General features: G+C 75.2%; 10 protein-coding genes. 1 reads left to right on the plus strand and 9 read right to left on the minus strand.

Annotated elements, in window-relative coordinates; genetic code table 11:
- Positions 1–150 precede the first annotated feature (150 nt).
- The 7 genes from AWW66_RS29650 to AWW66_RS29680 form a co-directional block, all read right to left on the minus strand.
- Positions 151–1,089, minus strand: a complete 939-nt coding sequence (locus tag AWW66_RS29650; RefSeq protein ID WP_067373331.1) for a copper transporter — start codon at positions 1,087–1,089, stop codon at positions 151–153.
- Between the two features lie 25 nt (positions 1,090–1,114).
- The gene (gene steA, locus AWW66_RS29655; RefSeq protein ID WP_067373334.1) at positions 1,115–2,293 is read right to left on the minus strand and encodes a putative cytokinetic ring protein SteA; all 1,179 of its coding nucleotides are present in this window, start codon (positions 2,291–2,293) and stop codon (positions 1,115–1,117) included.
- Positions 2,294–2,410: 117 nt separating this feature from the next.
- Positions 2,411–4,168, minus strand: a complete 1,758-nt coding sequence (recN, locus tag AWW66_RS29660; protein WP_067373337.1) for a DNA repair protein RecN — start codon at positions 4,166–4,168, stop codon at positions 2,411–2,413.
- A gap of 147 nt (positions 4,169–4,315) precedes the next feature.
- Complete coding sequence (locus tag AWW66_RS29665; protein WP_067373340.1) at positions 4,316–5,218, minus strand: NAD kinase; 903 nt, start codon at positions 5,216–5,218, stop codon at positions 4,316–4,318.
- Positions 5,215–6,075 (minus strand): TlyA family RNA methyltransferase, encoded by an 861-nt coding sequence (locus AWW66_RS29670; RefSeq protein WP_067373343.1) that lies wholly within the window; start codon positions 6,073–6,075, stop codon positions 5,215–5,217. The genes AWW66_RS29665 and AWW66_RS29670 overlap by 4 nt, the downstream gene beginning before the upstream one ends.
- 15 nt (positions 6,076–6,090) lie before the next feature.
- Positions 6,091–6,252: a hypothetical protein gene (locus tag AWW66_RS34655; RefSeq protein WP_169807195.1), complete on the minus strand. Its 162-nt coding sequence runs from the start codon at positions 6,250–6,252 to the stop codon at positions 6,091–6,093.
- Positions 6,253–6,392: 140 nt separating this feature from the next.
- Positions 6,393–7,082, minus strand: coding sequence for a phasin family protein (locus AWW66_RS29680; protein ID WP_067373349.1), 690 nt, complete (start codon positions 7,080–7,082; stop codon positions 6,393–6,395).
- A gap of 113 nt (positions 7,083–7,195) precedes the next feature.
- Here AWW66_RS29680 and AWW66_RS29685 point away from each other — a divergent pair, with 113 nt between their 5' ends.
- The gene (locus AWW66_RS29685) at positions 7,196–7,534 is read left to right on the plus strand and encodes an SCP2 sterol-binding domain-containing protein (RefSeq protein WP_067373354.1); all 339 of its coding nucleotides are present in this window, start codon (positions 7,196–7,198) and stop codon (positions 7,532–7,534) included.
- 64 nt (positions 7,535–7,598) lie between these two features.
- Here the strand turns inward: AWW66_RS29685 and AWW66_RS29690 are convergent, their stop codons facing one another.
- Together AWW66_RS29690 and AWW66_RS36590 are read right to left on the minus strand one after the other, a co-directional pair.
- Positions 7,599–8,678: an HAD-IIA family hydrolase gene (locus tag AWW66_RS29690; RefSeq protein ID WP_067373352.1), complete on the minus strand. Its 1,080-nt coding sequence runs from the start codon at positions 8,676–8,678 to the stop codon at positions 7,599–7,601.
- Positions 8,675–10,111 (minus strand): tetratricopeptide repeat protein (locus AWW66_RS36590; protein ID WP_425413313.1); only part of this gene is annotated, 1,437 nt, incomplete at its 5' end. The genes AWW66_RS36590 and AWW66_RS29690, both read right to left, overlap by 4 nt.

The raw sequence follows: 10,111 nt of genomic DNA on the forward strand, positions 1-10,111 counted from the left end.
TGCGGCCCGACCGGCGCGCTGCGGACCTCCCGCAGCAGGTACCGCGCGGCAGCCGCCCCGGCGCCCGCGACCATCAACCGTCCCAGCAGGCTCACGCGGGCACTCCCGTCACGAGGTGGTGGAATCCCGGCAGGAAAGGGGATCGTCGGCTCACTCGGGCAGTTTAGGCATCCGCGCGGCGGCGTTGTCGCCCACGCCGTACTGTCCGGCCTTCTTCTCGGTCAGCTGCTGCACCAACGCCAGGACCGTGACCAACTGACCCGTCACCGTGTTGGCGTTGTCGACCGTGGAGATCGACTGTGACAGCACCGGATCACCGCGCACGATGGCCACCAGGTTCCCGCCGGTCCACCCGTTGCCGGCCACCACGGTCGCCCCGTTGCGGTCGAACTGCTCGGCGACCTTCACCACCGACTCGTCCTTCTTGCCGAAGTCCTTGTCCACGTACGGCTGGCCGCTGACCACGATCACCGCCTCCGCCGGCCCGCCCACCCGGTCCTCGGCGGCCACGTACCCGGCGTTGATGTACGCGGCCAGCACCGCCCGCCGGTCGGCGTCGGTGACCGGCGTCACACCCTCGGCCCGGTCCAGCAGCACACTGGCCAGCAACGCGCTGGAGGTCTCCACCCCGTGCCCGTTGCCCGGCAGCCCGGTGGCCGGCGCGGTCGGCCGGGCCGCCGTAGTCGCCAGCTCCATCAGGTTGTTGTTGTTCTCCGGCTCGATGAACTTGTCCTCCAGGTCCACCCGGCCCACGACGTTCGCCCCGGAGATCCGCAGCATCTCCAGCACGGCGTCGGTCTGGTCACGGCCGGACGGCAGGCTCAGCACCAGCACCCGCCGGTCGGTGAGCTGACCCGGCAGGAAGACCTGCGCCATGTCGGCGGCGAACTCCTCCTCCTGCTCCAGCTCCTTCTGCATGTTCTGCACCGACTGACGCAACAGTTGGTTGTCCTTGCTCAGCCCGTTGACCCGCTCCTTGATCGAGTCGACCACCGGGCCGTTGAGGGCCGCCGTACCCACCACCAGGCCGATCGCCAGCGCCAGGAAGACCGCGGTCAGGGACACCACGTGGTACCGGAAGTTGATCACGCTTACAGCCTCTATCGGTCGGGAGCTAGAAGAGCTGGCCGAGCTGGAACACAAAATTGTTCCACCATTCGGAGGCCACGCCCAAATACGCCTGACCGACGGTGGAGACCGCCACCGCGGAGGCCATCGCGGCCACCGCCGACAGGACCAGCAGCAGCAACGACGAGCCGGAGATGCTCTGCCGGTACAGCCGGCTGACGCCCTTGGCGTCGACCAGTTTGCCACCGACCTTCAACCGGGTCAGGAACGTCGAGGCCATCCCGCCCCGCCCCTTGTCCAGGAACTCCACTAGCGTGGCGTGCGTACCGACCGCCACCAACAGCGACGCGCCCTTCTCGTCGGCCAGCAGCATCGCCAGGTCCTCGCTGGTCGCCGCCGCCGGGAACGTGATCGCCGACACACCCAGGCCGTTCACCCGGGCCAGGCCCGGCGCCCGCCCATCCGGGTACGCGTGCACGATCACCTCCGCGCCGCAGCGCAGCACGTCGTCGGTGACCGAGTCCATGTCCCCGATGATCATGTCGGGGGTGTACCCCGCCTCGACCAGCGCGTCCGCCCCGCCGTCCACCCCGATCAGCACCGGCTTGTACTCCCGGATGTACGGGCGCAGCACGTCCAGGTCGGCCTTGTAGTCGTACCCCCGCACCACGATCAGGCAGTGCCGGCCCTGGACCTGGGTCTGGATCTCCGGTACGCCCACCCCGTCGAGCAGCAGGTCCCGCTCCTGCCGCAGGTAGTCCATGGTGTTGGCGGCGAAGGCCTCCAACTGCACCGACAGGCCCTCCCGGGCGTCGGCCATCGCCTTGGCCACCGTCTCGGCGTCCTGGAGGCTGCCGTGCGCCACCGGGTCGTCGCCGACGAAGACGGTGTTGCCCTCGATCCGGACGACGTCGCCCTCCCGGACCCGCTCGAACACCCCCTCACCCAGGTCGTCCAGCAGCGGGATGCCGGCCTCGACCAGCACCTCCGGCCCCAGGTTCGGGTACCGACCGGACACCGACGGCTTGGCGTTGAGCACCGCGGCGACACCGACGGCGACCAACGAGTCGGCGGCGACCCGGTCCAGGTCGACGTGGTCGATGATCGCGATGTCACCGGGGCGGAGCCGGCCGACCAGCCGTTTCGTCCGACGGTCGAGGCGTGCGGTGCCGAGAACCCGGCCCGGTTCCGCGTTCCGGGTCCGGCGCAACGTGGGTAGACGCATCCTGACCATCCTGGCATGTGAGGCAGGCAATTCCGTCGCGACATGCCTGAGCAGGGCCGCCTACCCAGGGAAGCACACCCGTGCCGCCGACGGTGTGGTTGCGCTCACAAAGCAGGATCAGCCCCGCCGCTCCCGGGCCGCCACCGCGAGCAGTTCCTCGGCGTGCGCGATCCCCAGATCCGAGTCCGGCAGGCCGGCCAGCATCCGGGCCAGCTCCCGCGCCCGCGCGGTGTCCTCCACCACCCGCACCCCGCTCGTGGTCACCGCGCCCCCGGTGTCCTTCGCCACCACCAGATGCCGGTCGGCGAACGCCGCCACCTGCGGCAGGTGGGTCACCACCAGCACCTGGTGGCTGCGGGCCAGCCGGGCCAGCCGCCGGCCGATCTCCACCGCCGCCTGCCCGCCGACCCCGGCGTCCACCTCGTCGAAGACCAACGTCGGCGGACCGCCCGACCCGGCGAAGACCACCTCGATGGCGAGCATCACCCGGGACAGCTCACCCCCGGAGGCCCCCCGCTGCAACGGCAGCGCCGGCGCGCCCGGGTGGGCCAGCAGCCGCAGCTCGACCTCGTCCCCGCCGTCCGGCCCGACGCCCACCTCGGCCCCGTTCACCAGCAGCGTCGGCTCGGCCCGGCCGGCCGGGCGGGGCAGCACCGCCACCTCGATCCGGGCGTGCGGCATCGCCAACCCCGCCAGCTCCACGGTCACCTGCTCGGCGAAACGGCCCGCCGCCTCCCGCCGCGAGGTCGACAGCCGCCCCGCCAGGTCGGCCACCTCCCCGGCCAGCCGGGTCGCCTCCCGGTCCAGCTCGTCGAGCAGCTCGTCGGAGCCGTCCAGCTCGGACAGCCGGGTCCGGGCCCGCTCCGCCCAGGCGATCACCCCGTCCACGTCGTCGGCGTACTTGCGGGTCAGCGCCCGCAGCGCCGCCCGCCGCTCGTAGACCGCCTGCAACCGGGCCGGATCCGCGTCCAGCGCCGCCAGGTACGCCGACAACTCGGCCGAGACGTCCCCGACCAGCGTCGCCGCCTCCTCCAGCCGGGCCGCCAACTCACCCAGCGCCGGGTCGGTGCCGGCCTGCGCCTCCAACGTCCGCCGGGCGGTGCCCAGCAGCGCGGTGACGTCCGGTGTCTCGTCGGTCGGCTCCGGCGGGCCGGCCACACACAGGGACGCCAGCGCCGCCGCCGTGCGCAGCCCCTCGGCGTGCTCCAGCCGCTGCGCCTCCGCCTTCAACTCGTCGTCCTCGCCGGGCTGCGGATCGACCCGGGTGATCTCGTCCAGGCCCAACCGGAGCAGGTCGGCCTCCTGGTGCCGGGCCCGGGCGTTGCCGCGCCGGTCCGCCAGGTCGTCGACCACCCGCCGCCACCCCGCGTACGCCTCCCGCACCGCGTCGAGCAGCTTCTCGTGCTCCGGGCCGGCGAACCGGTCCAGCGCGGCCCGCTGCTCGGCCGGACGCAGCAGGCGCAACTGGTCGGACTGGCCGTGCACGGCCACCACCTGCTCACCCACCTCGCCGAGCATCGCCACCGGCATGCTCCGCCCACCCAGGTGCGCCCGGGAGCGGCCCTCCACGGTGACCGTCCGGCTCAACAGCACCGCACCGTCGTCGTCCGGCTCCCCGCCGGCGTCGCTGATCCGGGTGTGCACGGACTCCGCCACCCGGCCCCGCAGCCGTAACCGGCCCTCCACCACCGCCCGGCCGGGCTGGGCCCGGACCCGGCCGGCGTCGGCCCGGCCGCCGAAGAGCAGGCCGAGGCCGGTCACCACCATCGTCTTGCCGGCCCCGGTCTCGCCGGTGATGACGTTCATCCCGTCGGCCAGCGGCAGCGTGGTGTCCTCGATGACGCCCAGTCCGGTGATGCGCAGCTCTTCCAGCACAGCACCCGACAGTAGACGCGGGCCCCGACAGTTGACCAGCCGGCACGGCGCGTGTTCCCACCCCGGACCGGCCCGCCCCGCCCCGACCAGGCACGGGGCGACAGAGGTCACCCGCCGTCCCGGCAGGCCCCGACGGGGGCTGTCGGGTCAGCGACGGTTACCGCGCCAGCCGTGCACCGGCAACCCGAACTTGGCCACCAGCCGGTCGGTGAACGACCGGGCCCGCAACCGCACGACCCGCACCGGCAGCGCCCCCCGCCGCACCGTCACCCGGGCCCCCGGCGGCAGGTCGTACACCCGCCGCCCGTCACAGCAGAGCACGGCCAGGGTGGTGAACGGGTCCACCGTGATGGCGAAGGTCGACGTGGGCGCGGTGACCAGCGGCCGGCTGAACAGCGCGTGCGCGCTGATCGGCACCAGCAGCAGCGCCTCCACCTCCGGCCAGACCACCGGGCCACCACCGGAGAACGCGTACGCGGTGGAGCCGGTCGGCGTGGCGCAGACCACCCCGTCGCAGCCGTACCGGGACAGCGGGCGACCGTCCACGTCGACGAGCAGCTCCAGCATCTGGGCCCGCTCGCCCTTCTCCACGCTGATCTCGTTCAGCGCCCACGACTCGATCGTCGGGCCACCGTCGAACTCGGCGGTCACGTCCAGGGTGAGCCGTTCGTCCACCGTGTAGTTGCGCCCGACCACGTCCCGCACCGCGACGTCCAGGTCGTCGATCTCCGCCTCGGCCAGGAACCCGACCTTGCCCAGGTTGATGCCGAGCAGCGGCGCCTTCGCCGGCCGGGCCAGCTCCGCCGCCCGCAGGAACGTGCCGTCACCGCCCAGCGCGAAGACGATCTCGGCGCCCTCGGCCGCCTCCGGACCGGTCACCGGCACGACGCCGGGCAGGTCCAGGTCGTCGGCCTCCTCGGCGACCACCCGGACCTCGAAACCGGCGGCGATCAGGTCCGCCGCCACCGTGCGGGCGTGCTCGGTGCTGCGCCGCCGACCGGTGTGGGTCACCAGCAGCGCGGTCCGGCCCGCCGGGCCCCTCGCGTTCACCCCGCAACCTCCTCGGCAGTCGCCTCCGACCGGTCGCCGGACCGTACCGGAGCCGCCGGCCCGGCCGCCACCACGGCCCGTACCCGCTCCGGGTCGGCCGCCGGCGCGCCCCGACGCAACCATACGAAGAACTCCACGTTGCCGCTGGGCCCCGGCAGCGGGCTGGCCGCCACGTCGGCCAACCCCAGCCCCGCCTCGGCGGCGGTGGCCGCCACCGCGAGCACCGCCTCGGCCCGCAACGCCGGGTCCCGGACCACGCCGCCCGCGCCGACCCGCTCCCGGCCCACCTCGAACTGCGGCTTCACCATCAACGCCAGGTCACCGTCGTCGCGGGTGCACCCGGCCAGGGCCGGCAGCACAAGCCGCAACGAGATGAACGACAGGTCCGCCACGGTCAGCTCGACCGGGCCGCCGATCAGCTCCGGGGTCAGCGCGCGCACGTTGGTGCGTTCGTGCACCCGGACCCGCTCGTCGGTGCGCAGCGACCAGGCGAGCTGGCCGTACCCGACGTCCACCGCGACCACCTCGGCCGCACCGGCGCGCAGCAGCACGTCGGTGAACCCGCCGGTCGACGCCCCCGCGTCCAGGCAGCGCCGGCCGGTCACCCGCAGCCCCGCCGGGGCGAACGCGGCCAACGCGCCGGCCAGCTTGTGCCCGCCCCGGGAGACGTACTCGGTGCTCGGATCCTCCCCGGTGACCAGGACCGCGTCGGCCGGGTCGACCATCGCGGCGGCCTTGCGGGCCGGTGTCCCCCGGACCTGGACCCGGCCGGCCTCCACCAACGCGGCGGCCTGTTCCCGGGACCGGGCCAGACCTCGGCGGACGAGTTCGGCGTCCAACCGGTTACGACGTGCCACGGTTCTCTGGCCTCCTCAGGCCCGGTCGATGGTGGCGAGGGTCTCGCTCAACGTCTGGTACGCCGCCTCGTACTGGGCGATCTGGTCGGCCGGGGAGAGCGCGGCGGCGTTCGCCAGCGCCCGCACGGCCGCCTCCACCGCCGGGTGCCGCGCCTCGTCGCTCTCCGTTGGTGGCATCGGCGGCGGCCCCGGGCGCGGGCCCGCCGGACCGGACGGGCCGGGACGCGGGACGCCGTGCCCGGGCGGCCCGGGACGCGGCCCGGCCGGGCCGGTGCCACCCCCCGGCGGCGGACCGGGTCGGGGCCCCGGACCCGCCGTCACGCGTCACCGTCCGTGGGCTGCCGGCGGGCCGGCGCCCCCGGCACCGGCCGGGAGGCCGGGCCACCGGCCTCCTCCTCGTCACGCACCGGGGTCACCTCGGCCGGCTCCTTCTTCACCAGCGCCTTCTTGACCGCCTTCTTCGCCACGGCCTTCTTCGCCACCGCCTTGCGGGCCACCACGCCACCGGGCGGGGCCGCCGGCGCCCCCGCACCGCCCTGTCCAGCCGCAGGCTCCGCAGCCGCCGACCCGGACTCCGCGGCCCCGGACCCCGCGGCCCCGGACTCACCGGCCCCGGACCCACCGGCCCGCGCCGTCGCGGCGACCGCTGACGGCTCCGTCGGGAAGGCCTCCGGCGCGGTGTCCGGCGCCACGGCGGGACCGCCGGTCCTCGCCTCCCGCAGCTGCCGCTCCAGCTCGTGCACCCGCCGGGTCAGCTCGGCGACCTCGTCGGCCGTGGCCAGGCCCACCGCGCCGAGCGCCCGGTCCACCTCGAACCGGACCAGCTTGGTCAACGCCTCCCGGTTCGCCGCGCCGGTGGAGACCAGTTCCTCCGCCAGCGCCTGGAGCTGGGCGGCGGTCGCCCCGCCCGACCCGACCAGCCGCCGCGCGACGTCCTGGGCCCTCTTCCGGGGCGCCTCCGTCAGGCCCATGGCCAGCTCGAGGTAGGCGCGCCACGCGTCCTGCATGCCTGAGTCCTTCCACGGGGTGAGGTGTCCAGGTGTCACGCTACCGGGCACCGCGCGACCCCCCGTGCGGTACGGTGCCGGGAAACGGTGTGGCGTGCGGTGAGGAGACGATGGTGGCCAGCGTGGACGAGTGCCGGCAGGCGTTGCAGGATCTCGCCGCCCGGTTGGAACGCAACGCCGCCGCCGTGCGGGAACGCATCGACCTGGACCGGACGCTGGCGTGCCGGATCACCGACCTGGACACCGCCTTCCACGGCCGGCTGACCGGCGGCCGGCTGACCGGGCTCACCGACGGCGACGACCCGAAGGCGAAGATCGCCCTGAGCGCCACCAGCGACGACCTGCTCGCCCTGGTCCGTGGCGACCTCGACGTCACCAAGGCGGTGGCCACCCGCCGGGTCAACATCAAGGCGAACCCGTTCGACCTGATGAAGCTCCGCAAGCTGCTCTGACGACGCCCCGGCCACGCCCCGGTCAAGCCGACCGGACAGCGCCGGGGCGGCAGCCGCGCGTCGGTCAGACCGGCCGGGCCGGCGACAGCCCCAGGGCCGTCAGTGCCCGCGCGGCCTCCGGCGAGCCCGCCCGCACCACCGGGCCGGCCACCGCGCTGTCCGCCTCGGCGGCGCTAGTCGACCAGGCGGCGGCGCAGAGCGCGGCCACCGCGTCCAACGGGCGACCGGAACCGGTCAGCTCCAGCCCGCCGTCGCGGCTCGACACCGACCAGCCGGCCCACTCCGGCCCGGTCGCCGGTGCCCCGTCCGGGCCGCCGACGACCCGTACCACGGCCGCCGGGTCGAAGAGCCCGGCCAGGTCGGCGGCGACGTACGTCGGGCGGCGGCCGGGGCCGGTCCCGAGCAACTCGGCCACGTCGCTGACCCCGGTGAGGACGAGCAGGCTGTCCAACCCGGCGCGGCAGGCGCCCTCGATGTCGGTGTCCAGCCGGTCGCCCACGACCAACGCCCGCCCGTCCGGCACCCGCCGGGCGGCCGTGACGAACAACGCCGGCTCGGGCTTGCCCACCACCAGGTCGGGCTCCCGGCTTAACGCGGTTCGCAGCACCGCCACCAGGGAACCGTTGCCCGGCAGCGGGCCGCGCCCACTGGGCAGGGTCCGGTCGGTGTTGGTGGCCACCCAGACCGCACCGGCGCGCACCGCGATGGAGGCCTCGGCCAGGTCGGTCCAGCCGACCTGCGGCCCGTACCCCTGCACCACCGCCAGGGGCGCGTCGTCGGCGTGGGTGACCGGGGTGAGCCCGACCGCGCGGATCTCCGCCCGCAGCGCCTCGGCGCCGACCACCAGCACCGCCGACCCGGCCGGCAGCCGGTCCCGGAGCACCTGGGCGGCAGCCGCCGCCGAGGTGAGCACCTCCTCCGGCGTGGCCGGCACGCCGATCCCGGTCAGCAGGTCCGCCACCTCGGCGGCGCGCCGGGAGGCGTTGTTCGTCGCGTACGCGATCGCCCGCCCGTCGGCGCGCAACCGGCCCACCGCCTCGACCGCACCAGGGATCGGCCGGTCGATCAGGTAGATGACCCCGTCCAGGTCGAAGACGACCAGGGCGTACCCGTCGGCCAGCGGCCCGGTGGGCGTGTCGTTCACCGCCGCTCCGCCACCGACTCGTCGGCGGCCTGGGCCGGCGCGGCAGCCCCGCCCGTGGCCCCCGCCTGGTCGGCGGTGGCCCCCGCACCGGAGCCGGCGACCGCGTCCCGGTCCTCGACACCGGCCACCGGGGAGGTACCCGCGTCGTCGCCGGCCCGGGTCACCGTCGCCCCGTCGACCGGGTTCCGGTCGGCCGGGTCCTGATCGCCCGGGTTCTGGTCGAGCGGGTTCTGGTCGACGGCGACCGGCTCGGCCGGGCCGCTGTCGGTCCCCTCGGCCGGCAGGTCGCCGGTGTCCGGCTCGGCCGTCGGGTCCGCGTCGTCGGCGGAGCCGTCGGCGCGCAGCTCGGCGTCGGGCCGCTCCGGCACGGCGCCCGGGGCACCGGGACCGGTGGCCACCTCGTCCTCCACCGGCAGCTCGTCCTCGTCGTCGTCACCCTCGATGACCACACCGTCGAGTTCGAGCAGCCGTTCGGCGGCGTCGGTCTCCCCCTCGGCGTCGGCGTCGGCCGCCCGGGAGAACCACTCCCGCGCCTCCTCGCGCCGGTCGACGGCGAGCAGCGCGTCGGCGTACGCGTAGCGCAGGCGAGCCGTCCACGGCTCGGTGGACTCGCTGGTCAGCTCGCGGACCTGGAGCATGGCCACCGCGGCGTCCTTCTGGCCCAGGTCACCCCGCGCCCCGGCCGCCACGATCAGCAGCTCGATCGCGACCGCCGGCTCCAGCGTGTCCCGGTCGGCGCCCCGGAACAGGTCGATCGCCCGCTCCGGCCGGCCCAGCGCCCGCTCGCAGTCGGCGAGCACCGCCAGGTGGCTCTGCACCCCGCTCATCCGGTGGTACGTGCGCAGCTCGGCGATCGCCGTCTGCCACTCCCCGGCGTGGTACGCGGCCAGCCCGACCGCCTCGCGGACGGCGGAGATGCGCGCCGCCAGCCGACGGGCCGCCAGCGCGTGGGCCAACGCCTCGGCCGGGTCCTCGTCGATCACCTTGCCGGTGGCCACCAGGTGCCGGGCGACGGTCTCCGCGACCGGCTTGGCCAGCGACAGCAGCTCGGCCCGGACGGCCTGGTCCAGGTCGGTGGCGACGATCTCGTCCGACAGGGCCGGCGCCTCCGTACGGTCCGTCTCGTCGTCCCGCCGCCGGTCACCGGCGTCCCCGCGCTCGTCACGGTACGGCCGGTCCCGGTACCCGCCCCGCTCGTCGGCCGACCGGTCGAACCGCCGACCCTGCTCGCCCCGGTAGCCACCGTCGCGGTCGCCCCGGAAGCCGCCCTCCCGGCGGGCGGTGTCGCCCCGCTCGCCGCCCCGGTAGCCACCCCCGGCACGGTCGTCGCGGCGGAAACCGCCCTCACGACGGTCACCACCCCGGAACCCGCCCTCACGACGGTCGTCACCACGGAAGCCACCCTCGCGACGGTCACCGCCCCGGAAACCACC

This window comes from Micromonospora rosaria (assembly GCF_001567585.1).
In the GTDB taxonomy this organism is placed as follows: Bacteria; Actinomycetota; Actinomycetes; order Mycobacteriales; family Micromonosporaceae; genus Micromonospora; species Micromonospora rosaria.

What these genes read in the sequence shown, in the direction of transcription:
- AWW66_RS34655 (WP_169807195.1), bottom strand. Translation starts at nt 6,252, where the DNA reads ATGCCACCAACGGAGAGCGACGAGGCGCGGCACCCGGCGGTGGAGGCG.
- steA (WP_067373334.1), bottom strand. Translation starts at nt 2,293, where the DNA reads ATGCGTCTACCCACGTTGCGCCGGACCCGGAACGCGGAACCGGGCCGG.
- AWW66_RS29680 (WP_067373349.1), bottom strand. Translation starts at nt 7,082, where the DNA reads ATGCAGGACGCGTGGCGCGCCTACCTCGAGCTGGCCATGGGCCTGACG.